Consider the following 22,671-nt stretch of genomic DNA (forward strand, 5'->3'; position numbering starts at 1 on the left):
TGACCGTGCGGGTGCTGCACCTCGTCGGGTCGCCCACCGGCGAGTTCCTCGCCGAGCTGTCCCGGCTCTACGCCCGCGACGCGCTCGAGACCCTGGCCGACCCGGAGCGCTACGAGGTCGCGATCGCACACGTCGCGCCTGGCGGCCGGTGGTCGTTCCCGGCCGACCTGACCGGGCCCGGGCTCGACGCGGCCCCGGCGCTGGAGGTCGACGAGGCCGTGTCGCACCTGCGCGCGCTCGCGCCCGACGTCGTCGTCCCCCAGATGTTCTGCCGACCCGGCATGACGTCCTACCGCGCCCTGTTCGAGGTGCTCGGCGTCCCGGTCATCGGCAACCCGCCGGACGTCATGGCCGTCGGCGCCGACAAGCCACGGGCCCGGGCGGTCGTCGCGCACGGTGGGGTGGCCGTCCCGGAGGGCGTCGTGGTGCACCCCGGGGAGCACCCGGCCCTGCCCGCGCTGCCGGTCGTCGTCAAGCCGGCCGACTCGGACAACTCCCTCGGGATCACCCTCGTTCGCCGGCCCGAGGAGGTCGGGCCGGCGCTCGCGGCGGCGTTCGAGCACGCGTCGGCGGCGCTGGTCGAGACCTACGTGCCCGCGGGCCGGGAGGTGCGCTGCGCCGTCGTCGAGCGCGACCGGGCCGGGGGCGGCACCGAACTGGTCTGCCTGCCGCTCGAGGAGTACCCGGTGGACGCCGAGGCGGCGCCGATCCGGCTGCCCGCCGACAAGCTCGCCCGCGACGACGACGGCGGGCTCGGCCTGGTCGCGAAGGGCGCCGGCCGGGCGTGGATCGTCGACCCGACCGACCCGGTGACGCCCGCGGTGTGGGAGGCCGCCCGGCGCTGCCACGTCGCGCTCGGGTGCCGCGACTACGGGCTGTTCGACTTCCGCGTCGACCCCGACGGCCGGCCCTGGTTCCTCGAGGCCGGCCTGTACTGCTCGTTCGCGCGCTCCAGCGTGGTCACGACGATGGCCGTGGCGGCCGGGACCGGACCCGAGGAGCTGTTCGCCGAGATGGCCGGCCGCGCCGGCCGCCGTCGGCAGCCCGAGCGATCGCTCCCGTAGAATCTGGAGCGAGTGCTCAGGTTGTCGGAAGGAGACCGGCCGTGGCGTACGTCTTCCTCGCGGTCGCGATCGTGTCGGAGGTCCTGGCCACCGTGTCGCTGAAGCTCTCCGAGGGCTTCAGCCGGCTCGGTCCTTCGGTCCTGGTGTGCGTGGGCTACGCCGTCGCGTTCGTCATGCTCTCCCAGGCGCTCGTCCGCGGCCTCGGCGTCAGCCTCGCCTACGGGACCTGGTCGGCCGCGGGCGTCGCCCTCGTCGCCCTCATCGGGGCGGGATTCCTCGGCGAGCGGCTCTCCGGGATCCAGATCGGCGGCATCGTCCTGGTCATCGGCGGCGTCCTCGCCCTGGAGCTCGGCGCGGAGCACGGCCCGTGACCGGCACGACCGACGGCCGCCTCCGCAAGGGGGAACGGCGGCGTCGGGCGCTGATCGACGCCACCGTGCGCGTCATCGGCCGGGCCGGGGTGGCGGGGGTGAGCCAGCGCGTCGTCGCCGCCGAGGCCGACGTGCCGGCCAGCGCGGTGACCTACTACTTCCCCACCGTCGACGACCTCCTCCTCACCGTCCTCAGCGACGTCAACGCCGCCTACCTGGCCCGGCTCGACGACGCCGCCCGCGCCGACGACCCCCTCGACGCGCTCACCGACGTGGTCGTCGCCGCCGGCCGCGGCGACGGTGGCGCCCGCGCCGCGGCCGAGCTCGAGCTGTTCGCGCTGGCGGGGCGGGGCGGGCCCTGGCAGGCGGAGTACGAGCGCTGGACGGCCGGCCTCGAACGGTTCCTCGGCCGCTACGACCTCGACGGCGAGCACCTCGCCCTGGCCTCGGTGACCGTGGACGGGCTGTTCCTGCGGGCCTACTGCCTCCCGCACCTGGTCCGGCCGGCGACGGTGCGCGCGGTGCTGCGGACCCTCACCGGCGCGTGAGGTCCCCGGCCTCCCGGGCCAGGAACCCGGTCAGCGTGGCCACGAACCAGTCCGGTTCCTCCTCGGCGACGAAGTGCCCCGTCGGCGCGACGACGTCGGTGAGCCGCGGCGCGTGGGCTCGCAGGGCATCCGCGACCGCGTGGCCCATGCGCCCGCCGCCGCCGACGGCGAGCACCGGCATCGCCAGGGGCCGGCCCGCGAGGAGCGAGCGGTTGTCGGCCCCGTCGGCGAGGAGGTCGCGGTACTGGGCGAAGCCGGCCCGCAGCCGCTCCCGGCCGCGGTAGGCCCGCGCGTACCAGGCGAGATCCGCGTCGGTGAAGGTGCCGGGGTTGCTCAGGGCGGTGAACGAGTCGGTGAAGAACTCGAGCTCGTGGCCGTCGAAGAGCATCTCCGGGACGCCGGGCTGCATGAAGAACCCGAAGTGCCACATGCCGCCGCGGGCGACGTCCATGGCCTCCTCGAGCCCGAGCCCGGGGAACACGACGTCGAGGACCACCAGGGCGGCGACCTCGTCGGGGAACTCGGCCGCCCAGGCCAGGGCGATCATGCCGCCGATGTCGTGGCCGACGACCACCGACGGCCCGGTCAGCCCGAGCGCCTCGAGCACGCCGCGGAGGTCGCGGACCTGCTCGGTCTTGCGGTACCCGTCGTCGGGGAGGTCGCTGTCGCCGGCGCCGCGCAGGTCGGGGACGACGAGCGTGTGGTGCTCGGCCAGCGCGGGCAGGACCCGCCGCCAGGCCCGACCGGTCTGGGGCCAGCCGTGGAGCAGCACGAGCGTCGGGCCGTGCCCGCCGACGGCGACGGCGAGGGTGGTGCCGTGGGTCGCGACGCGGTGCAGGGTGAAGGACCCGGGCAGCCAGTCGTGGAACTCGGCGGTCTCGGTCGTGGTCATCGGGACTCCTCGGGGGTGCGGACGGCGAGCCGGCGGAGCCGCGGCTCGCCGACGGTGGTGAGCGACGGCCTCGGCGATCCACCGGTCAGGCCGCGGCCGGGTGGCGCTCGCCGCCGTTGGCGACGACGACCGAGCCGTTGACGTAGCTGCTGTGCTCGCCCACCAGGAACGCGACCACGCCCGCGATCTCCTCGGGCTCGGCGGCCCGCCCGCGCAGGGTGACCTGGCCGAGGACACCGACGTCGTCGCCGAGCATCGTCGTCGTGCCGAGGGTGCGGACGGGACCGGGCGAGACGGCGTTGACGCGCACGCCCGCCCCGCCGAACTCCAGCGCCCACGACCGCGTGAGCAGCTCGAGGGCGGCCTTGGACGCGCCGTAGGCGGTGCCGACGGGCGACGGCGAGCTCGCCGCGGTGGAGGTGACGTTGACGACGGCACCCCAGCCACGCGCCGCCATCGCCGGGGCCAGGGCCCCGACCAGCAGGAACGGAGCGCGGGTGTTGACCGCCAGGTGCCGGTCGAACAGCTCGGCGTCGGTCTCCGGGGTCCCGGTGAACGCGTAGACGCCGGCGTTGTTGACCAGGACGTCGACCTCGCCCGCCTCCCGCGCGAGCCGGGCGACCTCGGCGGGGTCGGCGAGGTCCGCGGCCACGAACCGGGCCGCGCCGCCGGCGCCCTCGATCTCGGCGACGAGCTCGGCGCCCCGGGCCCGGTCGCGGCCCTGCGCCACGACGAGGGCGCCGCGCGCGGCGAGCTCGACGGCGACGGCCCGCCCGATGCCGGCCGTCGCGCCGGTGACCAGCGCGGTCCGGCCGGTGAGCTCGGCCGGGTCGTTGTTTCTGGGTTCCATGACCCAGTTCTTAGCAACGAACTATGGGTTGCGCAACCCATTCCGGTACGGTGACGACGTGATCGAGCCCGCCACCCGCCCCCGCCTCACCCGCAAGGGACAGGCAACGCGCGACCGCATCGTGGCGGCGGCCGCCGACCTCATCGCCGCGCACGGGGTCGCCGGGCTGAGCCTCGACCAGGTGCGCCGGAGCGCCGCGGTGAGCGGCTCGCAGCTCTACCACTACTTCGACTCCAAGCAGTCCCTCATCGGCGCCGTCATCACCCGGCAGGCGACCGCGGCGACGGAGACCGAGCTCGGCGCGCTCGACAGCCTCGAGGCACTGCGGGCGTGGGCGGACGCCGCGGTCGAGCACCAGGCCCGCAACGGTGGGCGCGGCGGGTGCACCCTGGGGTCGCTCGCCGGCGAGCTCAGCGCCAGCGACGAGACCTCCCGCGCCGGGCTCGCGGACGGGTTCCTGCGCTGGCAGGGAGTGCTGCGCGACGGACTGGGAGCGATGCGCGAGCGCGGCGAGCTGCGCGCCGACGCCGACCTCGACGCGCTGGCGCTCACCCTGCTGGCGGCCCTGGCGGGCGGCAACGTCCTGAGCCAGACGATGCGGGACACGGCGCCGTTGCGCGCGGCGCTCGACGCCGCCCTGGCCCGGGTGTGCTCCTGCCTGACGACCCCCTGAGCTCCCGAGCCGCAGGACGCGTTGCGCTGTGGTGTCGGCGACACTAGTGTCGCCGACACTATGACGCAGCGCTCCGGTCTCGCCCTCGCCGTCCTCGCCCTCGCGGCCGAGGCGCCCATGCACCCGTACCGGATGCAGCAGCTCATCCGGGAGCGCGGCAAGGACCAGGTGGTCAACGTCGGGCAGCGCTCGCAGCTCTACAAGACGATCGACCGGCTCGTCCGCGACGGGCTGCTCGTCGCGCAGGGCACCGAGCGGGAGGCGACCCGCCCGGAGCGCACCGTCTACGCGGCCACCGACGCCGGGCGGGAGCTGGCGGTCACCTGGACCCTCGACATGCTCACCGCGCCCCGGCACGAGTTCGCGGAGTTCATCGCCGCCCTGGCCTACCTGCCGCTGCTCACCCCCGAGGTCGCCGCGGACGCGCTGGCCCTGCGGCTCTCCGACCGCCGCGGCGAGCTCGACCGCATGCGCCACGAGATCCGGTGGGTGGCGCAGGACCTGCCGCGCATCGTGCTGATCGAGAACGAGTACGCGATCGCGCACCTCGAGACCGACGTCGCCTGGCTCGCGAAGGTCCTCGAGGACCTCCACGGCGGCGCCCTCACCTGGACCTACGACGAGCTCGTCGACACCGCACGCCGGATGCACCCCGGCGGGGAGGACCCCTCATGAAGGTGATCGTCATCGGCGCCGGGACCGGCGGCATGTGCCTGGCCCACGGCCTGCGTCGGGCCGGCATCGAGGTCGCGGTCCACGAGCGCGACCGCACACGCAGCAGCGGGCTGCACGGCTACCGCGTCGGGATCTCCCCCAACGGTGCCCGCGCCCTCAAGGCGTGCCTGTCCCCCGAGCTGTTCGCGACGTTCGTGGCCACCACCGCGGCGCCCTACGACACGCTCGCCATGCTCACCGAGCGGTACCGCACGCTCCTGCGGATGCGCATGACGGACCTGCCGCACACCGGCGGGGGCCCCGAGGACCGCGAGCACAACGTGAGCCGCATGACGCTGCGCCAGGTCCTGTTCACGGGCATGGAGGACGTCATCACCTTCGACCACTGCTTCTCCCACCTCGAGCAGCACGACGACGCCCGGGTCACCGCCCACTTCGAGGACGGGAGCTCGGACACCGGCGACCTGCTCGTCGGCGCCGACGGCGCGAGCTCCCGGGTGCGCCACCAGCACCTCCCGCACGCCACGCACACCGACACCGGGCTGGTCGCCCTCGGCGGCAAGACGCTGCTGACCCAGCGCTCCGAGGCGCTCCTGCCGGAGGTCGTCCGCCACGGCTTCGGGATGTACTTCGACCGCCGCGGCCAGTTCGGCATCACGCACGCGGTGCGGATGCCGTGGGGTCGCGACGGCGGGCCGCGCGAGGGGGCGGGCGCGAGCGAGCGGGAGCTGGTGGAGCGCTGGCCGGGCCTGCGGTTCGACAACACCACCGACTACATCTCGTGGGCGATCACGACGTCCCGGACGATCGCGCCGAGCGACCTCCTCGAGCGCACCGGGCCCGAGGCGCTCGCCCTGGCCGCCGAGCTCAGCGCCGGCTGGGACCCCCGCTGGCTGGACCTCATCGCCACGGCCGACCCGGGCTCGACGGTCGCCCTGGCCATCCGCACCGCCGACCCCGTCCCGGCCTGGGCCCCGAGCACGGTCACGATGGTCGGGGACGCGATCCACACCATGACCCCCGGGCGCGGCGCCGGCGCCAACACCGCGCTGCGCGACGCCCGGGAGCTGCGCGACCGGCTCGTGCGGGTGCGCGACGGGGAGATGTCGCTGCTCGAGGGGGTCGGCGAGTACGAGGACCTGATGCGCCGGTACTCGTCGCTCGCCGTCCGGGAGTCCCTCGAGTTCATGAACGACGACGGCACGGCCCGCCGCCCGGTCATCGGTCCCCTGTCGGTGGCGGCGCAGCGGACGGCGCTGCGGTTCGTCGACCACTTCCCGCCGGCCAAGCGACGCATGGCCCGCGGGTTCCAGAAGGTCCGGGACTCCGAGCTGGTGCCCTCGACCGGCCGCGGCTCGGGATGATCAGTCGGGGGCGGCGAGCCCTTCCACGCCGACCATGTTCGCCGTGCTCGTCTCGTCGCGGATGACCTTGATGCCCTCGTACTCGGCGCCGCGGTAGAACGACTCCCACGCCTCCCGGGACGGGAACTCGAGCAGCACGAGGCGGGCGGGTTCCCAGGTCCCCTCGTAGACCGTGTACGCCCCGCCGCGGACGAGGTAGCGGCCACCGGCCGCCTCGAGCGCCGGCCGCACCTTCTCCATGTAGGTCAGGTAGCGGGGCACGTCGGTGATGTCGACGTCGATGACGACGTAGTAGGAGCCGTCGCTGCCCGGCGCGAGGAACGGTCCGGTCATGGCTGCCTCCCGGACAGGATCTACATCATGGGCATGGTGGTGGCGCCCGGGATGGTGAGGCCGGGAACGGCGGTCGGGGCCACGAGGACGAGGACACCGAGCACGACCAGGACGGCCGCGATGCCGTAGGTGGCGGCCCACCGCCAAGGGACGGTCTTCTCGATCGCGATGAGGGCGGCGACGAACGCCATCCACACCACGCTCATGACGCCGAGGGCGAAGAGCGCGAGCATGAGCGCCCAGCAGCACCCGAGGCACCAGCCGCCGAGCCGCACCCCCATCCGGAGCCCACCCACCGGGCCGTCGCGCCACGAACCGAAGAGGAAGCCGAGCGGACTGCGGCATTTGCTCAGGCAGACGTTCTTCCAGGGCGTCAGCTGGTAGGCCCCGGCGAGCACAAGGGCGGCGGCCGCCACGGCGCGGCCGGAGTGGTCCCAGGCCAGGGGATCACCGGGGAGCAGGCCGACCCCGGAGGCGAGCAGCCAGGCCACCACGCCCGCCGCGGTCCACGTCAGCAGGTACCCGGCCGTGAACAGCGGCGAGGACAGCGGGGCCCGGCCCCTGGTCATCCGGGCGTACAGCGCGACGGTCGGCGCGACCGACGGGAACATCATCGCGGCCATCATCACGAGCCAGACCAGCACGAACCAGCCGAAGGCCCCCAGCGCGGTCCACGGACCGTCGTCCATGCCGCGCATCTGCCCGACGGTCCACCACCAGCCGACGCCGGCGAGGACGAACAGCACGACGACGAGCCCGAGGCGCACCCGGACCGCCCGCAGGGCCGGACGCGGTCCGTCCTCGAGCACCGACCGTGGGGCCGACCCGGCGGTCACGACCTCAGGCCGCCCAGGAGAAGTCCGAGGTCGACAGCCCCGTCCGGCCTTCGTACTCGATCCCGAAGGCGTTGATGCGGGAATGCTTCGCCTCGGCCATCGTCAGGTCCGACGCGACGGGGTGGAACATCCCGTCGAACTTCACCGGCCGGCCGGTGTCGACGCCGAACGGGACGATGTCCTCGATCTCGAAGTCGATCCCGCCGGACACGCGGACCCCGTGGCGCAGCCCGTCGTGGTCGATCTCGATGGTGGCCCGCTCGGCGCCGAGCACGTCGCCGATCAGCGGTGCGAGCCCCGCCATCGGCCCACCCAACTGACCGCTGAACACGCGGACGAGCTGGTCGAACTGCGTGTCGTCGGCCTCGTCGCCCACGAACACCCCGACCCGCCAGTTCCCCTCGGTCATGACCTTCGGGGTGTCGGCGATGATCACGACCTTGCAGCCCGCGATGTCGGTGCCCTCGACCGCACCCTCGTGGATGTCGAAGGCGAAGGTCACGCGACAGAAGTCGTACGTCGCGCCGTGATCGAGGGAGAGACTGCACGGGCACATCAGGTCGCACGAGCAGGTCTCGACGTAACTGCCACGCAGATTCCACGACATCGTCATTCCCCGTTTTCCGACACCGCCCCAAGAAACGACGACTGTCCTGCGACCCCCAGGGGCTGTCAAGGAACGTCCGGCCCCATTCCCGACCCCTTTCCCGCCCGCGTCCGGGCCGGCACGGACCGTCACGGATCACTCGTGGGGCGCCTCCGTCGCGAAGTCGACGTCGCGCGTCTCGGGGCCGGCGGCCGCGCCCGCCGCGCCGAGCAGACCGCCGAGCGCCAGCAGGACGACCGACGCGGCGGCGTAGGGCACGACGCTGCCGAGGCCCTCGACGAAGAACGCGTAGAAGGACGGGATCACCACGGACACGCTGAAGCCGAGCCCGAAGCCCGAGGCGCGCACGTCGGTGCGGAACCGCTCGGTGATGTACGGGAGCACCACGCCCCAGGGTGCGGTGACGACCACCGAGAAGGCGCAGACCACCACGACGACCACCCCGAACGGCAATCCCTTCCCGGTGACCAGGACCCCCAGGAGTGCCGACCCGAACACGGCGATCGCCACGCCCGCGATGACGAAGAAGCGCCGGCGCCCGACGCGCTGGCCGAGCACCCCGGACCCGATGTAGCTCGCCACGAGACAGACGTAGGAGACGAGCAGCACCACGGTGACCTGCGAGTTGGACAGCCCGACGAGCTGGCGCAGCACCGTCGTCGGCAGGAACAGCGTGACCAGGTTCTGGGTGAGCCAGAAGCCGGTCATCATCGTGAATACCTGCAGGAACGCGCGGCCGCTCGGCCCGCGCAGCACCGCGAGCAGCGGACGGGCCGCGCTGCCCGCCGAGGTGCCCTCGGCCTTCGCGGCCTCGGCGGCCTCCCAGACCTCGGACTCGGCGACGCTGCGGACGTAGTAGACGACGAGGCACCCGGCCAGGACCGCCCCGAGCACGAAGGGCACCCGCCAGCCCCAGACCGCGTAGGCCGACGTCGCGCCCGCCAGCGGGAAGATCGCGAAGCACGCCATCGCGACGAGCGTGATCACGACGTAGGCCAGCGGGAAGGCGGCGAGGATGACCCCGCCGAGCAGGCCGCGGCGGTGCTTCGGGGCGTACTCCATCGCCAGCGGCAGGGCGCCGGTGTAGCCGCCGCCGAGGCAGACCCCGTCGAGGAAGCGCAGCACGATCAGCAGCCAGTACGACGCGATGCCGATCGTGGCGTGGCCGGGGATCAGCGCGATGAGCAGGGTGATCACGCCGAAGCCGCTCACCGAGGTGATCGTCGCGCGCCGCCGCCCGACGCGGTCGGCCAGCGCCCCGAAGACGGCTGCGCCCACCGGCCGGCCGAGCAGCGTCGTCACGAACACCAGCGAGGTGAGGATCGCGGCGGTGCCCGGGTCGAGCCCCGCGGGCTGGAAGTAGACGAGGGCCGGCGTGAGCACGACCGTCGGCAGGTAGATGTCGAACATGTCGACGAACTCGGCGAAGAACGCGCCCCGCGTCGCCGAGCGGCGCTTGGCCGCCCGTTCCGGGGTCTCGACGTCGGGCCGGGGTGCCGCCCGCTCGGGACTCGTCATCGTGCCCACTCCTCGTGCCCCGCCGATTTTCGTCTGGCTGTCAGACAATCGAGAACGTAAGCTGGGTCACCTCCGGCGTCAACCAGTCGGGGGGAAGGGGACGGCGATGCCGCTCGACGAGGAGCAGATGGCCGCGGCACTGGGTGACCACCTGCTCGCCGGGCTGCCGCCGGGACCACCGGCATCCCTGCTGCTCGACGTGGCCGGCGCACGGCTGCTCGTCGACGTCGCCGGGCGCCACCTCACCCCCCGCGGCGCGCCGGGGATCAACGACACCTGGGACGTGGCGCTCACCCTCACCGCGCAGGACTGGGCCGACGTCTGCGCCGACCCGCCGCCGCGCGGCGCCACGTCCGCGCAGGCCCTCGTCGCCACCCGGGGCTCCGACCGGGTGGGCGGACGGCGCGAGGTCTGGGCCCGCACGGCCGGGCTCCTCGACCGGATCGTGGCCGCGCTGCGGGCCACGGCGCTCGATCCGGCGCCGCGCCGCCCCGATCCCGCTCCCCCGCCGCTCGGGCTCGGGCCCGCCGTCGGGCGGGATCTGCACGTCGAGGTCGACGGGCGGCGGCTGCGCCTCCACGTCGAGACCGCGGGCGAGGGCGTCCCGCTGCTCTGCCTGCACACCGCGGGCGCCGACTCGCGGCAGTTCCGGGGCCTGCTCGAGGACCCGCGGGTCACGGCCCACCACCGGGTGGTCGCCTTCGACATGCCCTGGCACGGGCGCTCCGACCCGCCGGACGACTGGCAGGTCCGCCGCTACACCCTCGACACCGCGACCTACGCCGCCACGGTCCTCGCGGTGGCCGACGCCCTGGAGCTGGAGCGTCCGGTGCTCGCCGGGTGCTCGATGGGCGGCGCGATCGCGCTCTACCTCGCGTCCCGCCACGGCGAGCGGTTCCGCGGGGTGTGCGCGCTCGAGGGCGGGCTGGGCAGCCCGGGGCGGTTCGTCGAGTGGACCCACCGCGCGGACGTCGACCACTCGGCGTTCCTCGCCAGTTGGGTCGGGGGGCTCATGGCCCCGGGCAGCCCCGCCGGCCCCCGCGCGCAGACGCTGTGGGGGTACGCGAGCACCGGTCCCGGCGTCTACCAGGGCGACACGTACTTCTACTCCGTCGACTTCCCGAAGGTCTCCGGCGAGCTCGGCCCGGCGTCGTGCCCGCTCTACGTGTTCAGCGGGGAGTACGACTACTCCGCCACCACCGAGATGAGCCGCGAGGCCGCCCAGCGGCTCGGCGGCGAGCTCGTGGTGATGCCCGGGCGTGGCCACTTCCCGATGTCCGAGGACCCGGAGGGCATGGCCGAGTACCTGCTGCCCGTGCTCGCGACGCTGCGGGAGGCGCCGTGAGCGGCGGGGAGGTGCTCGCGGTCCGCTACGGCACCCGGACCACCACGTGTGCCGAGAGCTACCTGAACTGGCACGTGTACCGCGAGCCCGACGCCGCGTTCACGATGGACTACTTCTTCTGGGTCGTCCGCGACGCGACCGGCCGCACCACGCTGCTCGACTGCGGCTTCGCACCCGACGTCGGGCGGCGGCGGAACCGGGACCTGCTCGCCGACCCGGTGGCCGTCCTCGACGCCCTCGGGATCGACCCGGGGAGCCTGGAGCGCCTCGTCGTCAGCCACGCGCACTACGACCACATCGGCAACCTCGACCGGTTCCCGGCCGCCGAGGTGGTGATGACGCGCCGCGAGCTGGAGTTCTGGAGCGGCCCGCACGCCGCGCGGGTGCAGTTCGCGCACTCCACCGAGCCCGACGAGCTCGCCACCCTCGCCCGGGCCCGCGACGACGGGCGGGTGACGACCTTCGACGGCCACCTCGACCTGGGCGGCGGGGTCGAGCTGATCGAGGTCGGCGGGCACACGCCCGGCCAGCTCGTCGCGCTGGCCCCGGTGCCCGGCGGCCGCGCGGTGCTCGCCGCCGACGCCCTCCACTTCTACGACGAGCTCACCGCCGACCGTCCGTTCTTCGTCGTGGCCGACCTGGCGGCGATGTACGCCGGGTTCGACCTGCTCGGCGAGCTCGCCGCCCCCGCGGACCACGTCCTGGTCGCGGGCCACGACGCCGAGGTCGGGCGCCGCTTCCCGGGGCGCGTGCCGGGCACCGACGACCTCGCGATCCGGATCGAGGTGGACGCATGACCGGCCCCGTGGGCTTCGTCGGGCTGGGCAACATGGGCGGGCGGATGGCGCGCCGCCTCGTCGCGGCGGGGACACCCGTCGTCGGGCACGACCCGGTGGCCGGACGGGCCGAGGCCGCGGGCGCCGCGCCGGCGGCCGATCCGGCGGCGGTGGCCCGCGCGTGCCGCGTCGTGCTGCTCTCGCTGCCCGACTCGGGCGTCGTCGAGCCCGTCGTCCGCGGCCCCGACGGCGTGCTCGCCGGCGCCGCGCCCGGCAGCACCGTGGTCGACCTGTCGACCGCGGACCCGTCGTCGACGGCGGCCCTCGCCCGGGAGGCCGCCGCCCAGGGGGTGACCTTCCTCGACGCGGGCATCTCGGGCGGCGCGGCCGCCGCGGAGAAGGGGACGCTGATCATCACCGCGGGCGGCGACCCGGAGGCCGTCGACGCGGTCCGCCCGGTGCTCGCGGCGTTCGCGGCGACCGTCCACCACCTCGGGCCGGTCGGGGCGGGGCACACCGCGAAGCTGCTCAACAACTTCCTCAACGCGGTGACGCTCGCGGCCACCGCGGAGGTGATGGTCGCCGGGACGCGGGCCGGGCTGGACCTGCGCACGCTGCTCGCGGCGATCAACGGCGGCAGCGGACAGTCGTTCGCGTCGGTGAACCGGTTCCCGCGCATCGTCGAGGGCGACTACCTCGAGGGGGGCCTGACCACTCGGCTGATGACCAAGGACGTCACGCTCTACACCGAGCTGCTCGGCCGGCTCGGCGTCCCCTCGCTCAACGCGGCCGGCCCGCTCGCGAGCTTCGGCCTCGCCGCGCACCTCGGATACGGCGACGTCATCTCGAACCGGGTCGTCGACGCGCTCGGCGACCTCGCCGGCGGCACCCGCATCCAGCAGAGCCGGCACACCCGGCACGACCGGCCCGACCAGGAGGGATGACACCGTGCACATCGTCCACGGACGCGCCGCGGGCGCGAGCGCCGAGGCGCGGGGCGGGACGTTCACCGGCACCGTCTACGGCGACCCGGTGCTGCCGAGCACCGACGGCACCACCGTCAACTCGGTGACCTTCACCCCGGGCGCCCGGACGTACTGGCACCACCACGAGCGCGGCCAGCTGCTGGTGGTGACGGCGGGCAGCGGCTGGGTGTGCGCACACGGCGAGGCCCCGCAGCCCCTCACGGTCGGCGACCTGGTCTGGACCGCCCCGGGCGAGCGGCACTGGCACGGCGCCGGACCGGGCACGATCATGACCCACCTCGCCGTCTCGCTCGGCACCACGACGTGGCTCGACGAGGTCTCCGCGGCCGAGTACGGGGAGGCCCGGTGAGCACCGTGAGCGGCAGCAACGGCGCCGATCCCCGCCTCGAGCAGGGGATGGCGGTGCGCAAGGAGGTCCTCGGCGCCGCCCACGTCGAACGCTCGATGGCGAACACCAGCGAGTTCTCCCGGCCGGTGCAGGAGTACGTGACCCGGGCGTGCTGGGGCGACGTGTGGAGCCGCCCGGGACTCGACCGCCGCACCCGCAGCCTGCTGAACCTCGTCATGCTCACCGCGCTCAACCGCTCGCACGAGCTCGCGGTGCACGTGCGCGGCGCGGTCACCAACGGGGTGACCGTCGAGGAGATCCAGGAGACGCTGCTGCAGGCGACGGTCTACTGCGGGGTGCCGGCCGGGCTCGAGGCGTTCCGGGTGGCCGAACGGGTGCTGTCCGAGATCGCCGAGGAGCAGCGATGACCGCCGACCTGGCCGGGCGGACCGTCGGCTTCGTCGGCCTCGGGCACATGGGCACCCCCATGGCGGCGCAGCTCGCCGCGGCCGGGGTGCACGTCCGGGGCCACGACGCCGCCGACGCCGCCCGGGACGCGTTCGCGGCGCAGGTCCCGACGGCGGAGGTGGTCCCGACGCCGGAGGCGGTCGCCTCGGGCGCGGAGGCGGTGCTGCTCTGCCTGCCGGACTCCGACGTCGTCGGGACGGTCGTCGGCGGGGGCCTGCTCGACGCGCTGGAGCCCGGTGCGGTGCTCGTGGACATGAGCTCGTCCGAACCGCTGCGCACGCGCGAGCTCGCCGAGCGGGCCGCGAAGGCCGACCACGTGCTCCTCGACGCCCCCGTCTCGGGCGGGGTGAGCGGCGCGCGGGCGGGGACGCTGTCGGTGATGGTCGGCGGCGACGACGACGCCGTCGCCGCGGTGTGGCCGCTGCTGTCCGCGATCGGGCGGCCGCGCCACGTCGGACCCACCGGGGCGGGGCACGCCCTCAAGGCGCTGAACAACCTCATGAGCGCGGCGCACCTGCTCGCGAGCTCCGAGGCGCTGCTCGTCGGCGAGGCGTTCGGGCTCGACCCCGAGGTGATGCTGGAGGTGGTCAACGCCTCCACCGGGCGCAGCGGGTCCACCGAGGTGAAGTGGCCCCGCGACGTGCTGCCCGGCACGTTCGCGTCCGGCTTCGGGCTGGGCCTGATGCTCAAGGACATCCGGATCGCGCTCGACCTCGCGCGGACCACCGGGTCGGCCTCCCGGCACGCCGCGAGCACCGTCGGGCTCTGGGCCGAGGCCGCGGCCGCCCTGCCGCCCGACGCCGACCACACCGAGATCGTCCGCTGGCTCCGACGCGGGGAGGACCGATGACCACCACCGAGCTCACCGACGAGCAGGAGGCGCTCAAGGCGGAGTTCGTCCGGGTGCGCGGCACCTGGGGCGAGCCGTGGCAGCGGATGCTCGAGCTCGACCCGGCGTTCCTGCGTGCCTACCTCGGGCTCTCGTCGGTCCCGCTGCGCCGCGACCCCGGTGCGCTGGAGCCGAAGGTCCGCGAGCTGCTGTTCATCGCGGTCGACGCCGCCGCGACGCACCTCTACACCCCGGGCATCCGCCAGCACGTGGCCGCGGCCCTCGACGCCGGCGCCACCCCGGCCGAGGTGATGGAGGTGCTCGAGCTGACCAGCACGCTCGGCATCCACGCGGCGAACATCGGCGTCCCGCTGCTCGTCGAGGTGCTCGAGGAGGAGGGCCTGCGCGACGGGCCCGCCCCGCTCGACGAGCGCCAGGAGCGCCTCAAAGCCGAGTTCACCGCGACCCGCGGGTACTGGCACGACTTCTGGGACGAGATCCTCGAGCTCGACCCGGACCTCTTCGAGGCCTACGTCGCGTTCTCCTCGGTGCCCTGGCACACCGGCACGCTCGAGGCCAAGGTCAAGGAGCTCGTCTACTGCGCGTTCGACGCGTCGGCGACGCACCTCTACGTGCCCGGCCTCAAGCTGCACCTGCGCAACGCGCTGCACCAGGGCGCGTCGGTCGCCGAGATCCTCGAGATGTTCGAGATCGCCAGCGTCGTCGGGATCCACGCGGCGACGGTCGGGGCGCCGATCCTCGCCGAGGTCGCGTCCACGCGCTGAGCCGGACGCGGGTGGGACTCGGACGCGGGTGGGACCATGGGCACCGTGACGTCGTCGGTGTGGGGGTCCGAGCCGCTGCCGCGGGTCGCCGCCCCGCTGCGCGAGGTGGCGACCGACCGGGTGCGGGCGGCGATCCTGGACCTGCGCCTGCGGCCGGGACAGCGGCTCATCGAGCGCGAGCTGGTCGAGAACCTCGGCGTCTCCCGCGCGACGATCCGCGAGGTCATCCGCCAGCTCGCCACCGAGGGCCTCGTGACCGTCGTCCCGCAACGCGGGGCGGAGGTCACGTCGCTGTCGGCCTCCGACGCGGCGGACCTCTACGAGATGCGCGCGGCGCTGGAGGCCCTGGCGGTGCGACGGTTCGTGCAGCGCGCGTCGGACCGCGACGTCCGGGCGCTGCGCCGGGCGGTCGACGCCATCGCCCGATCCGCCGAGGACGACGGCGGGGCGCAGTCCCAGCTGGCCGCGAAGGACCGCTTCTACGAGGTCCTCATGGCCGGGTCGGCCAGCGGTCCGCTGCAGCAGACCCTCGCCGGGCTGCAGGCCCGGGTCCGGCTGCTGCGCGCGACGTCGTTGTCGGTACCGGGCCGGCCGCGCGAGGCCGCGGCGGAGCTGCGCGCGGTGGTCGACGCCGTCGAGGCCCGCGACGCCGACCGGGCCGCCGAGGCCTGCGTGGAGCACATCCGCCACGCCGCGGAGACGGCGACCCGGGCCCTCGGGCACGTCTGACTCAGGCGGCGACGCCCGCGACGAGCCCGGCGAGGTGGTCGGGCCGGTCGAGCATCGAGAACGTGCGGGCGCCCTCGACCACCTCGAGCCGGGCGCGCGGGATGACCCGGGCGAGACGGTGGGCGTCGTCGAGGGGGAAGAACACGTCGTCGGCGGACCAGGCGATCAGCGTCGGCAGGGTGATCTCGCCCAGCCGGTGCCCGACCTCGATGGACGTCGCGGCGTCCAGTGAGGCGGTGAGGCGGCGGAGGTCCTCGACCACGCCGGGGTCGGCGAGGGCGGGCCGGACCCAGGCGGCGGTGAGCGCGTCGATGTCGGTGTGGGCGAGCCCGCCGAAGGCGCGCCGGCGCACGGCCGCGAGGCGCAGCGGCCACACCGCCGCGCGGAAGGTGGCGCGGCTCCGCGACGCCAGGACGAAGGGGCGCAACACCGGCGGTGGGAAGTGCTCGAAGGCGTCGCAGCTGGTGAGCACGAGGGCGCCGAGCCGCTCCGGGTGGTGGACGGCGACCAGCTGGGAGACGAGGCCGCCGGTGTCGTTGCCGACGAGCACCACGTCGCGCAGGTCCAGCGCGTCGAGGAGCTCCGCGACCGTGCGGGCGACCGCGGGGAGGTCCGACGGCGCCCCGGGGTGCAGCGGCTCGGGGTGGGCGCCCAGCGGCCACGTCGGGGTCAGGCACCGGAACCCCTGGTCGGCGAGCCGTGCGGCCAGCGGCTCCCAGAGGGACCCGCCCATGGCGTAGCCGTGGACGAACACGACGGGGCGCCCGCCGTCGGGCCCCCGGGACTCGTAGTGGATGTTGGCCGTGCTCACCGCGGCGATCGGCATCGGACGCCTCCTGGTGTGGATACTTACGTGCAGGCTGTTCGCAACTTACCGGCAGGATGTATGGAAAACAAGCGACGGACCCAGGCGGAGCGCTCGGCCGCCACGAGCGCCGCCCTCCGGGCGGCAGCCCGGCGGCTGTGGGCCGAGCGCGGGTACGCCGAGGTCGGCACCCCGGAGATCGCCACCGCCGCCGGCGTGACGCGCGGCGCGATCTACCACCAGTTCGCCGACAAGACCGCGCTGTTCGTCGCGGTGCTCGACGACGTCGAGCGCGACGTCGTGGCGCGGCTGGCGGCGGCGGTGGTCACCGCCGGCAGCACCACGCCCGCGGCCGCGCTGCGGGTGGCCCTGGACGAGTGGTTGTCGGTGTGCCTCGACCCGGAGGTGCACCGCCTGCTCCTGCTCGACGGGCCGAGCGTGCTCGGGTGGGCCCGGTTCCGGGACCTCGCCCAGCAGCACAGCCTCGGCATGACCCAGCAGCTCCTGCAGGCCGCGATCGACGCCGGCGAGCTGCGTCCCCAGCCCGTGGGCACGCTGGCGCAGATCCTCACCGGCGCCCTCGACGAGGGCGCCCTGGTCATCGCGACCGCCGCCGACCGGGACCGCGCGCACGCCGAGGTCCACGAGGTGCTCCACCACCTCGTGGACGGGCTGGTCGGCCCCGCCCCGGGTTGAGCCCGCGTTCGGTCCATGATCGCGATCCGTGTGACGAAACCAGGCGGGGACCGAACGGTCCGTCACACGGACGTCGAACACGGCGCCGGCCGCGGATCGCCCGCTCGCCCGCGCTGCGCAGCGCGCGGTCCCGGGCGGTGCGGCCCACGCCGCGCTGCGGCAGGGTGCGACCCGGGAGGAGATCGCCGCGGCGATCGCGCTCGCGGTGCCCACCGGAGCGAGGACCCTGGAGCTGGGCATGGCCGCGCTGCACACCCACCGGGCCGGGCCGGACACCGACGACGAGGGGACGTGAGGGACGTGGCTGCGTTGGACACCGAGGAACGGTTCGTCGTGGAGACCGTGCGGGCGTTCGTGGACAAGGACGTCCGCCCCGTGGTGCGCGAGCTCGAGCACGCCAACACCTATCCCGAGGCGCTGATCGAGGCGATGAAGGAGCTCGGGATCTACGGGCTGGCGATCCCCGAGCCGTGGGGCTCCGCGCCGGTGTCGATGCCCTGCTACGCCCTGGTCACCGCCGAGCTCGCCCGGGGCTGGATGTCGCTGGCCGGCGCGATGGGCGGCCACACCGTCGTCTCCAAGCTGCTCGTCGAGTTCGGCACCCGCGCCCAGCAGGACCGCTACCTCCCGCGGATGGCCACCGGGGAGCTGCGCGCCACGATGGCGCTGACCGAGCCGGGCGGCGGGTCGGACCTGCAGGCCATGACGACGACGGCCCGCCGCGACGGCGAGCACTACGTGGTGAACGGCTCCAAGACCTGGATCTCCAACGCGCGCCGCTCCGGACTGATCGCGCTGCTGTGCAAGACCGACCCCGCCGCGGAGCCGAAGCACCGCGGCATCTCGATCCTGCTCGTCGAGCACGGCCCCGGCCTCGAGATCTCCAAGGACCTGCCCAAGCTGGGCTACAAGGGCGTCGAGGCCTGCGAGCTGGCCTTCACCGACATGCGCGTGCCCGTCGACGCGGTGCTCGGCGCGCAGGAGGGGCGCGGGTTCGCGCAGATGATGCGCGGGCTGGAGACCGGGCGCATCCAGGTCGCCGCCCGCGCGCTCGGCGTCGCGACCGCCGCGTTCGACGACGCCCTGCGCTACGCCCAGCAGCGCGAGGCGTTCGGGAAGCCGATCTGGCAGCACCAGTCGGTCGGGAACCACCTCGCCGAGATGGGCACGAAGATCACCGCGGCGCGGCAGCTGATCCTGCACGCCGCCGAGCGCTACGACGCCGGGCGGCGCGCCGACATGGAGGCCGGGATGGCCAAGCTGTTCACCTCCGAGATCGCCATGGAGGTCGCGCTCGACGCCGTCCGGATCCACGGCGGCTACGGCTACTCCACCGAGTACGACGTCGAGCGCTACTTCCGCGACGCCCCCCTGATGATCGTCGGCGAGGGCACCAACGAGATCCAGCGCAACGTCATCGCCTCCCAGCTCGTCTCCCGCGGGGGACTCGGCGAACCCTGAGCCGACCATTCTCGGATCGGCCTTGCGTTTCCCGGACAGTTCCCGTTCGGGGGACCCACCCTGGAATCCCTGCCATTCCTCCCTCGGTAGCCTCCCGCCGAACACCCGGTGAACGAGGAGTGTTTCCCAGGAGGATCGACCATGGCGACGGAACACGACGAATTCGACAATCTGTCGCGAATGGTGCGGTTCGCCCTTCTCCCCACCGCGGTCGGGTTGGCCGTGGTCCTCACCGGCTGGGCCGTGAGCCACCGGTCCGGCGGGCACGTCGTCGCGTTCCTGCTCGGCGACCGCGACACGGGTGACCAGGGCTCGGAGTGGACGGGCTTCTTCAAGTTCCTCGGTTCCGAGGCGCTCCTGGCGGCCACCGGGATGCTGCTGTTCGCCGTCGGGCTGGCCCACGCCTGGCGCCGCCGGGGCGGGACGGCACCATCGGCAGGCCGGGCGGACCTCGCGATCGCGGTCGGCGTGGTCGTCCTGGTGCTGGACGACCTCTTCGTGCTCCACCACACCGTCCTCCCCGGTGTCGGGATCCCCGCGAGCGTCGGCACCGCCTGCTACCTCGTCGTCCTGGGCCTCCTCGGGGTGCTCGGAAGGGGGCCTGCGCGCGACGCGGGCCTCGGACTCGCGTTCTGGACCGCGCTCACATGCCTGGCCGTGGCGGCGGTCGTCGTCGCCGTCGCCGCCCACCTCGAGGGGACGCACGAGCCCGCCGGACTGCTGGCGAACACCGGCGGCGTCGTGAAGTTCCTCGGGGTGGCGGGGCTGTGCTGGGTGCTCGTGGCGCGGGCCCGGAGCGTCACCGGCCGCGTCGTGCGCCCGGCCGGGGCGGCGACGGTGGAGGAGGCGGTCACCGGACCGGTGCTCGGCGCCGGCGCGGCCCTCGGGGACGCCACGCCGCCGACGGAGCCGCTGGCCCGCCCCGCCGGGGACCTCTGGACGGTCCGCGGGGAGCTCGGGGAGCTGTGGCGCACCGTGTCGAGGGCGGTGGTGCCGGCGGGGATCGGGTTCGCGGTCGTCCTCACCGCGTTCGCCGCGAGCGGCCACGCCATCGAGATCGCGCTCCAGGACCAGGACACCTCACCCGGCTCCTCGGCGTGGTCGGGCCTGTTCACGTTCGTCTGCTGCGGCGCGCTCGTCGTCGCGGCCGGCGTGCTGCTCGGGGCGCTCGACCTCGCGCGGACCCGACCCGGGGCGGACCGGCGCGCGCTCCGCGCCGGCCTCGGCGTCGTGGTCCTCGTCCTCCTGGTCGCCTTCGACGATGTCTTCATGATCCACGACTCGATCCTGCCGAGCTTCCGCATCCCGGAGATCGTCGGCAACGGCTTCTACGTCGTCGTCGGCGCCGCGATCCTGCTGTGGGTCGCGCTGCCGGTGCACCGCCTGGGCCTGCTGCTGCCGATGCTCCTGGGCCTCGCGGGGCTGGCCGTGTCGGTGGCCGGCGACAAGCTCGAGGACGTGTTCGAGGTGACCGACCCGTCCCTGTCGCACCTGCTGGGCAACGCCGAGGACGTCACCAAGTACCTCGGCTACGCCGCCCTCTGCTACGTCCTCGTGGCGTTCGCGCGCAGCGTCACGAACCGGACCGTCCGCGACGTCCCGCTCGCGCGGGTCCCCGGCACGCACCCGACGGGCGCCCCCGACAGGTCCATGATCACGTCTTCGTAGCGGATCCGGACGCCCAGCCCCCGAATCCGCCACCGGAAGACGATCACGGTCCGGTCGCCGACGCGCCACTGCCCCGGAACGGCACGTCCAGGTACTCGAAGACGGCCCCGTCGGGATGACGGGCGATCATCCGCGACCGTTCGGCCCCGGAGCGGGGTCCTCGAGGACCTCTCCCCCGGCGGCGGCGATCTCCTCGGCGACCGCGTCGAGGTCGTCGACGAGCACCGTCGCGGCGCGGTCACGGAAGGGCGCGAGCTCCTCGGGCGTCCCGGCGAGCAGCAGGAACGGCCCCACCCACGCGAGCTCCACGCCGCCGAAGGCGAACCGGCGGACCGGGGCGCCCTCGGCGAGGCGGGAGTAGAGCGGCAGCGCCGCGTCCAGATCGACGACGTAGACCCGCGCGAGGACCTGCTCGATGCGCGCCACGCGTCGAGTGTCGCCCCGCGCTCAGATCCGCGCGCGACCCCTCCGGCCGGCGACGAGCCGGTAGATCAGGAGCAGGACGAGCGCGCCGATCAGGGCGATGACCCAGGTGCGCAGGTCGAAGAAGGTCCCCGTCGTGACCCCGAAGAACCGGCCGCCGATCCAGCCGCCGAGCAGCCCGCCCACGATGCCGATGAGGGTCGTGACGATGATCCCGCCCGGGTCCCTGCCCGGCATGATCGCCTTCGCGAGGAGCCCCACGACCAGACCGACGACGATCCACCCCAGAATGCCCATGGCGAGCTCCTCACGCTGCGGGCCCGCACTCCGGGCCCCGCTACCCCAGTGTGACAGCGACCACAAGAGGCCGAACGGTCCCGCGCCGCGGGCACCTCGTCACGCGGGATAGGCCGCCGTCCGCTCGCCGACGGCGTCGGCGCGGGCCACCCGCCGCCCGTCCGCGTCGACGAAGGCCACCTCCAGGAGCTCGCCGGTCTCGCGGTGGCGCCAGAGCACGGTGGGTCCGCACTCGGCGGGCAGGTGGGCGTCGCCCCACTGCTGCAGCGCTGCGAGGACCGGCCTGAGCTCGTCGCCGGCCTCGGTGAGGCGGTACTCCTCGCGCGGCCGGCTCCCGGCCTCCCGGTAGTGCTCGCGCACCAGCACACCCGCCGTGACCAGCGCGCTCAGCCGGTCGCTCAGCACGTCGCTCGCGATGTGCAGCCGCGCGCGGAAGTCGGAGAAGCGGGTGACGCCGCCGAAGGCCTCGCGCAGGACCAGGAAGGCCCACGGGTCCTTCAGGACGTCGACGGTGCGGGCGATCGAGCAGGTCTCGCCGCCGCGGATTCCCCGGGCCACGACCACCAGCGTACGCGTGGTTGGCGATCCGGTTTCAGCATGCTAGGTTGGATATACCAACTCAGGAGGTCCTCCATGACCCTCGACCTCGGTGCCGCCACCGTCCTGGTCACCGGCGCCAACCGCGGCTTCGGCCGCCACCTCGCCGAGCAGCTCCTGGCGCGCGGCGCCACCGTCTACGCCGGCGCCCGCGACCCTCGCTCGGTCGACCTCCCCGGCGCCCGGCCCCTCGCCCTGGACGTCACCGACCCGGCCTCGGTCACCGCCGCGGCCCGGGAGGCCGGCGACGTCACGGTGCTGATCAACAACGCCGGCGTCGCGACCGGCGCCGCGTGGCTGGACGACGACCTCGCCGACGTCCACCGCGAGTTCGACACCAACGTCTTCGGCACGCTCGCGGTCACCCGCGCATTCGTCCCGGTCATCGAGGTGAACGGCGGCGGCGCGCTCCTCAACGTCCTGTCCGTGGTGTCGTGGTTCGCGCCCCCGCACCTGGCCGCCTACAGCGCCTCGAAGTCGGCCGAGTGGTCGATGACCAACGGGCTGCGGCTCGCGCTCGCCCCGCGCGGCATCCAGGTCAGCGGGCTGCACGTCGGGTACATGGACACCGACCTCGCCGCGGGCATCGACGACGCCAAGTCCGACCCCGCCGCGATCGCGAAGACCACGCTCGACCGGTTCGCCGCCGGCGACACCGAGATCCTCGCCGACGACGTCAGCCGCCGGGTGCAGGCGGGGCTGGCCGGCGGGGTCGCCGCCCTCTACCCGGACGTCGCCTGATCAACG

The 22,671-nt window shown here is 74.3% G+C and carries 28 protein-coding genes; 18 read left to right on the plus strand and 10 right to left on the minus strand.

The genetic code is table 11. The annotated features are described in order from the left end of the window. Nucleotides 1–5 precede the first annotated feature (5 nt). The 3 genes from HH311_RS01330 to HH311_RS01340 are packed head-to-tail and all read left to right on the plus strand — an operon-like array spanning nucleotide 6 to nucleotide 1,983. On the plus strand, nucleotides 6–1,064 hold the full coding sequence (locus tag HH311_RS01330; RefSeq protein ID WP_312029865.1) for a D-alanine--D-alanine ligase: 1,059 nt from the start codon (nucleotides 6–8) through the stop codon (nucleotides 1,062–1,064). A gap of 41 nt (nucleotides 1,065–1,105) precedes the next feature. After that, nucleotides 1,106–1,435, plus strand: coding sequence for a multidrug efflux SMR transporter (locus HH311_RS01335; protein ID WP_169181787.1), 330 nt, complete (start codon nucleotides 1,106–1,108; stop codon nucleotides 1,433–1,435). After that, a complete protein-coding gene (locus tag HH311_RS01340) occupies nucleotides 1,432–1,983 on the plus strand; it encodes a TetR family transcriptional regulator (protein WP_169181788.1) in 552 nt (183 codons plus the stop codon). Before HH311_RS01335 ends, HH311_RS01340 begins: the two co-directional genes overlap by 4 nt. Here the strand turns inward: HH311_RS01340 and HH311_RS01345 are convergent. After that, nucleotides 1,970–2,875 (minus strand): alpha/beta fold hydrolase, encoded by a 906-nt coding sequence (locus HH311_RS01345; RefSeq protein ID WP_169181789.1) that lies wholly within the window; start codon nucleotides 2,873–2,875, stop codon nucleotides 1,970–1,972. The two genes, HH311_RS01340 and HH311_RS01345, sit on opposite strands and share 14 nt — an antisense overlap. 85 nt (nucleotides 2,876–2,960) lie before the next feature. Continuing rightward, nucleotides 2,961–3,725: an SDR family NAD(P)-dependent oxidoreductase gene (locus HH311_RS01350; RefSeq protein WP_169181790.1), complete on the minus strand. Its 765-nt coding sequence runs from the start codon at nucleotides 3,723–3,725 to the stop codon at nucleotides 2,961–2,963. Nucleotides 3,726–3,783: 58 nt separating this feature from the next. Between HH311_RS01350 and HH311_RS01355 the strand changes: the two genes are divergently transcribed. The 3 genes from HH311_RS01355 to HH311_RS01365 are packed head-to-tail and all read left to right on the plus strand — an operon-like array spanning nucleotide 3,784 to nucleotide 6,437. Further along, the gene (locus HH311_RS01355) at nucleotides 3,784–4,398 is read left to right on the plus strand and encodes a TetR family transcriptional regulator C-terminal domain-containing protein (protein WP_312029866.1); all 615 of its coding nucleotides are present in this window, start codon (nucleotides 3,784–3,786) and stop codon (nucleotides 4,396–4,398) included. A gap of 60 nt (nucleotides 4,399–4,458) precedes the next feature. Continuing rightward, nucleotides 4,459–5,073: a PadR family transcriptional regulator gene (locus HH311_RS01360; protein ID WP_169181792.1), complete on the plus strand. Its 615-nt coding sequence runs from the start codon at nucleotides 4,459–4,461 to the stop codon at nucleotides 5,071–5,073. Beyond that, nucleotides 5,070–6,437, plus strand: a complete 1,368-nt coding sequence (locus HH311_RS01365; RefSeq protein WP_169181793.1) for an NAD(P)/FAD-dependent oxidoreductase — start codon at nucleotides 5,070–5,072, stop codon at nucleotides 6,435–6,437. The genes HH311_RS01360 and HH311_RS01365 overlap by 4 nt, the downstream gene beginning before the upstream one ends. On the opposite strand, the gene HH311_RS01370 is transcribed toward HH311_RS01365, so the two are convergent. The 4 genes from HH311_RS01370 to HH311_RS01385 all read right to left on the minus strand — a co-directional run bounded on the left by HH311_RS01370 (nucleotide 6,438) and on the right by HH311_RS01385 (nucleotide 9,731). Next, entirely contained in the window at nucleotides 6,438–6,770 is a 333-nt protein-coding gene (locus tag HH311_RS01370; protein WP_169181794.1) for a DUF1330 domain-containing protein, read from the minus strand. Between the two features lie 20 nt (nucleotides 6,771–6,790). After that, nucleotides 6,791–7,606: a DUF2182 domain-containing protein gene (locus HH311_RS01375; RefSeq protein WP_211189460.1), complete on the minus strand. Its 816-nt coding sequence runs from the start codon at nucleotides 7,604–7,606 to the stop codon at nucleotides 6,791–6,793. Nucleotides 7,607–7,610: 4 nt separating this feature from the next. Further along, nucleotides 7,611–8,219, minus strand: coding sequence for a DUF1326 domain-containing protein (locus tag HH311_RS01380; protein ID WP_312029967.1), 609 nt, complete (start codon nucleotides 8,217–8,219; stop codon nucleotides 7,611–7,613). A 129-nt stretch (nucleotides 8,220–8,348) separates the two neighbouring features. After that, complete coding sequence (locus HH311_RS01385) at nucleotides 8,349–9,731, minus strand: MFS transporter (RefSeq protein WP_169181796.1); 1,383 nt, start codon at nucleotides 9,729–9,731, stop codon at nucleotides 8,349–8,351. Between the two features lie 106 nt (nucleotides 9,732–9,837). Here HH311_RS01385 and HH311_RS01390 point away from each other — a divergent pair, with 106 nt between their 5' ends. The 8 genes from HH311_RS01390 to HH311_RS01425 are packed head-to-tail and all read left to right on the plus strand — an operon-like array spanning nucleotide 9,838 to nucleotide 15,977. Then, nucleotides 9,838–11,076, plus strand: a complete 1,239-nt coding sequence (locus HH311_RS01390; protein WP_211189462.1) for an alpha/beta fold hydrolase — start codon at nucleotides 9,838–9,840, stop codon at nucleotides 11,074–11,076. Continuing rightward, nucleotides 11,073–11,873, plus strand: a complete 801-nt coding sequence (locus HH311_RS01395) for an N-acyl homoserine lactonase family protein (protein WP_169181797.1) — start codon at nucleotides 11,073–11,075, stop codon at nucleotides 11,871–11,873. The genes HH311_RS01390 and HH311_RS01395 overlap by 4 nt, the downstream gene beginning before the upstream one ends. After that, nucleotides 11,870–12,796: an NAD(P)-dependent oxidoreductase gene (locus tag HH311_RS01400; RefSeq protein ID WP_169181798.1), complete on the plus strand. Its 927-nt coding sequence runs from the start codon at nucleotides 11,870–11,872 to the stop codon at nucleotides 12,794–12,796. The genes HH311_RS01395 and HH311_RS01400 overlap by 4 nt, the downstream gene beginning before the upstream one ends. A 4-nt stretch (nucleotides 12,797–12,800) precedes the next feature. Beyond that, complete coding sequence (locus HH311_RS01405; RefSeq protein WP_169181799.1) at nucleotides 12,801–13,187, plus strand: cupin domain-containing protein; 387 nt, start codon at nucleotides 12,801–12,803, stop codon at nucleotides 13,185–13,187. After that, entirely contained in the window at nucleotides 13,184–13,594 is a 411-nt protein-coding gene (locus tag HH311_RS01410) for a carboxymuconolactone decarboxylase family protein (protein WP_312029867.1), read from the plus strand. The genes HH311_RS01405 and HH311_RS01410 overlap by 4 nt, the downstream gene beginning before the upstream one ends. Next, a complete protein-coding gene (locus HH311_RS01415) occupies nucleotides 13,591–14,484 on the plus strand; it encodes an NAD(P)-dependent oxidoreductase (RefSeq protein ID WP_169181800.1) in 894 nt (297 codons plus the stop codon). The genes HH311_RS01410 and HH311_RS01415 overlap by 4 nt, the downstream gene beginning before the upstream one ends. Then, the gene (locus HH311_RS31235) at nucleotides 14,481–15,248 is read left to right on the plus strand and encodes a carboxymuconolactone decarboxylase family protein (protein WP_169181801.1); all 768 of its coding nucleotides are present in this window, start codon (nucleotides 14,481–14,483) and stop codon (nucleotides 15,246–15,248) included. Before HH311_RS01415 ends, HH311_RS31235 begins: the two co-directional genes overlap by 4 nt. Before the next feature lie 36 nt (nucleotides 15,249–15,284). After that, on the plus strand, nucleotides 15,285–15,977 hold the full coding sequence (locus tag HH311_RS01425; protein WP_169181802.1) for a GntR family transcriptional regulator: 693 nt from the start codon (nucleotides 15,285–15,287) through the stop codon (nucleotides 15,975–15,977). A 1-nt stretch (nucleotide 15,978) separates the two neighbouring features. On the opposite strand, the gene HH311_RS01430 is transcribed toward HH311_RS01425, so the two are convergent. Beyond that, nucleotides 15,979–16,803, minus strand: coding sequence for an alpha/beta fold hydrolase (locus tag HH311_RS01430; protein ID WP_169181803.1), 825 nt, complete (start codon nucleotides 16,801–16,803; stop codon nucleotides 15,979–15,981). 60 nt (nucleotides 16,804–16,863) lie between these two features. Between HH311_RS01430 and HH311_RS01435 the strand changes: the two genes are divergently transcribed. The 3 genes from HH311_RS01435 (at nucleotide 16,864) to HH311_RS01445 (ending at nucleotide 20,607) form a co-directional block, all read left to right on the plus strand. Continuing rightward, a complete protein-coding gene (locus HH311_RS01435; RefSeq protein WP_169181804.1) occupies nucleotides 16,864–17,478 on the plus strand; it encodes a TetR/AcrR family transcriptional regulator in 615 nt (204 codons plus the stop codon). Between the two features lie 300 nt (nucleotides 17,479–17,778). Beyond that, nucleotides 17,779–18,939, plus strand: a complete 1,161-nt coding sequence (locus tag HH311_RS01440) for an acyl-CoA dehydrogenase family protein (RefSeq protein WP_169181805.1) — start codon at nucleotides 17,779–17,781, stop codon at nucleotides 18,937–18,939. Between the two features lie 180 nt (nucleotides 18,940–19,119). Continuing rightward, complete coding sequence (locus HH311_RS01445; RefSeq protein WP_169181806.1) at nucleotides 19,120–20,607, plus strand: hypothetical protein; 1,488 nt, start codon at nucleotides 19,120–19,122, stop codon at nucleotides 20,605–20,607. Nucleotides 20,608–20,733: 126 nt separating this feature from the next. On the opposite strand, the gene HH311_RS01450 is transcribed toward HH311_RS01445, so the two are convergent. From HH311_RS01450 to HH311_RS01460, 3 genes are all read right to left on the minus strand, one after another. Then, nucleotides 20,734–21,033 (minus strand): VOC family protein, encoded by a 300-nt coding sequence (locus HH311_RS01450; protein WP_211189463.1) that lies wholly within the window; start codon nucleotides 21,031–21,033, stop codon nucleotides 20,734–20,736. A gap of 21 nt (nucleotides 21,034–21,054) precedes the next feature. Further along, a complete protein-coding gene (locus tag HH311_RS01455; protein WP_169181807.1) occupies nucleotides 21,055–21,327 on the minus strand; it encodes a GlsB/YeaQ/YmgE family stress response membrane protein in 273 nt (90 codons plus the stop codon). A gap of 99 nt (nucleotides 21,328–21,426) precedes the next feature. Further along, a complete protein-coding gene (locus tag HH311_RS01460) occupies nucleotides 21,427–21,885 on the minus strand; it encodes a helix-turn-helix domain-containing protein (RefSeq protein ID WP_312029868.1) in 459 nt (152 codons plus the stop codon). A gap of 75 nt (nucleotides 21,886–21,960) precedes the next feature. On the opposite strand from HH311_RS01460, the gene HH311_RS01465 reads away from it, so the two are divergent. Then, a complete protein-coding gene (locus HH311_RS01465; protein WP_169181808.1) occupies nucleotides 21,961–22,665 on the plus strand; it encodes an SDR family oxidoreductase in 705 nt (234 codons plus the stop codon). The last annotated feature ends 6 nt before the right edge of the window (nucleotides 22,666–22,671 follow it).

This window comes from Actinomycetospora sp. TBRC 11914 (assembly GCF_012933465.1).
Lineage (GTDB): Bacteria > Actinomycetota > Actinomycetes > Mycobacteriales > Pseudonocardiaceae > Actinomycetospora.

Excerpts from the sequence above, each read along its gene's own strand:
- HH311_RS01360 (WP_169181792.1), top strand. The coding sequence starts at position 4,459 with ATGACGCAGCGCTCCGGTCTCGCCCTCGCCGTCCTCGCCCTCGCGGCC.
- HH311_RS31235 (WP_169181801.1), top strand. The coding sequence starts at position 14,481 with ATGACCACCACCGAGCTCACCGACGAGCAGGAGGCGCTCAAGGCGGAG.
- HH311_RS01455 (WP_169181807.1), bottom strand. The coding sequence starts at position 21,327 with ATGGGCATTCTGGGGTGGATCGTCGTCGGTCTGGTCGTGGGGCTCCTC.
- HH311_RS01400 (WP_169181798.1), top strand. The coding sequence starts at position 11,870 with ATGACCGGCCCCGTGGGCTTCGTCGGGCTGGGCAACATGGGCGGGCGG.
- HH311_RS01415 (WP_169181800.1), top strand. The coding sequence starts at position 13,591 with ATGACCGCCGACCTGGCCGGGCGGACCGTCGGCTTCGTCGGCCTCGGG.
- HH311_RS01345 (WP_169181789.1), bottom strand. The coding sequence starts at position 2,875 with ATGACCACGACCGAGACCGCCGAGTTCCACGACTGGCTGCCCGGGTCC.
- HH311_RS01445 (WP_169181806.1), top strand. The coding sequence starts at position 19,120 with ATGGTGCGGTTCGCCCTTCTCCCCACCGCGGTCGGGTTGGCCGTGGTC.
- HH311_RS01365 (WP_169181793.1), top strand. The coding sequence starts at position 5,070 with ATGAAGGTGATCGTCATCGGCGCCGGGACCGGCGGCATGTGCCTGGCC.
- HH311_RS01465 (WP_169181808.1), top strand. The coding sequence starts at position 21,961 with ATGACCCTCGACCTCGGTGCCGCCACCGTCCTGGTCACCGGCGCCAAC.
- HH311_RS01370 (WP_169181794.1), bottom strand. The coding sequence starts at position 6,770 with ATGACCGGACCGTTCCTCGCGCCGGGCAGCGACGGCTCCTACTACGTC.
- HH311_RS01385 (WP_169181796.1), bottom strand. The coding sequence starts at position 9,731 with ATGACGAGTCCCGAGCGGGCGGCACCCCGGCCCGACGTCGAGACCCCG.
- HH311_RS01425 (WP_169181802.1), top strand. The coding sequence starts at position 15,285 with ATGGGCACCGTGACGTCGTCGGTGTGGGGGTCCGAGCCGCTGCCGCGG.
- HH311_RS01390 (WP_211189462.1), top strand. The coding sequence starts at position 9,838 with ATGCCGCTCGACGAGGAGCAGATGGCCGCGGCACTGGGTGACCACCTG.
- HH311_RS01350 (WP_169181790.1), bottom strand. The coding sequence starts at position 3,725 with ATGGAACCCAGAAACAACGACCCGGCCGAGCTCACCGGCCGGACCGCG.
- HH311_RS01380 (WP_312029967.1), bottom strand. The coding sequence starts at position 8,219 with ATGACGATGTCGTGGAATCTGCGTGGCAGTTACGTCGAGACCTGCTCG.
- HH311_RS01430 (WP_169181803.1), bottom strand. The coding sequence starts at position 16,803 with ATGCCGATCGCCGCGGTGAGCACGGCCAACATCCACTACGAGTCCCGG.
- HH311_RS01435 (WP_169181804.1), top strand. The coding sequence starts at position 16,864 with ATGGAAAACAAGCGACGGACCCAGGCGGAGCGCTCGGCCGCCACGAGC.